The sequence below is a fragment of the Streptomyces sp. CBMA123 genome, assembly GCF_014596465.1.
Classification (GTDB): Bacteria; Actinomycetota; Actinomycetes; order Streptomycetales; family Streptomycetaceae; genus Kitasatospora.
In genome coordinates, this window is record NZ_MECK01000524.1 from 1 (window position 1) to 814 (window position 814).

The 814-nt window shown below is 74.1% G+C and carries 1 protein-coding gene; it reads left to right on the top strand.

What is annotated here, in order from left to right:
* Positions 1 to 814 (top strand): N-acetylglucosamine-6-phosphate deacetylase (locus tag BG452_RS35895; RefSeq protein WP_188308525.1); only part of this gene is annotated, 814 nt, incomplete at both ends.

The window sequence follows — 814 nt, forward strand, 5'->3', positions numbered from 1 at the left end:
CAACGGCGTCAACGGCGTCAACGGCACGAGCGGCGGGGAGACCGAGCCCGGCGACCTCGACCTGACCGGCCACACCGTCGTCCCCGGCTTCGTGGACCTGCACGTCCACGGCGGCGGCGGCGCCTCCTACGCCTCCGGCATCGCCGAGGAGGCCCTGCACGCCGCCCGCACCCACCTCGCACACGGCACCACCACCACCATCGCCTCCACCGTCACCGGCGAGCTCGACGACCTCACCCGCCAGGCCGCCGTCCTCTCCGAACTCGTCGAGGACGGCACCCTCGCCGGCATCCACTTCGAGGGCCCCTTCATCTCCCACAACCGCTGCGGCGCCCACCGCCCCGACCTGCTGCGCAACCCCGACCCCGCCCTGGTGCGCAAACTCGTCGACGCCGCCCGCGGCCACGCCCGCATGGTCACCCTCGCCCCCGAACTCCCCGGCGGCCTCGACTCGGTCCGCATGCTCGCCGACCTCGGCGTCATCGCCGCCGTCGGCCACACCGACTCCGACTACACCACCACCCTCGAAGCCATCGACGCCGGCGCCACCGTCGCCACCCACCTCTTCAACGCCATGCCCGGCATCGCCCACCGCGCCCCCGGCCCCATCGTCGCGCTGCTGGAGGACGAACGCGTCACCGTCGAACTCATCAACGACGGCGTCCACCTCCACCCCTCCGTCCTCGACCTCGCCTACCGCACCGCCGGCGCCCCCCGCGTCGCCCTGATCACCGACGCCATGGGCGCCGCCGGCATGGGCGACGGCCTCTACCCCCTCGGCCCCCTCCAGGTCCAGGTCAAGGACGGCGTCGCC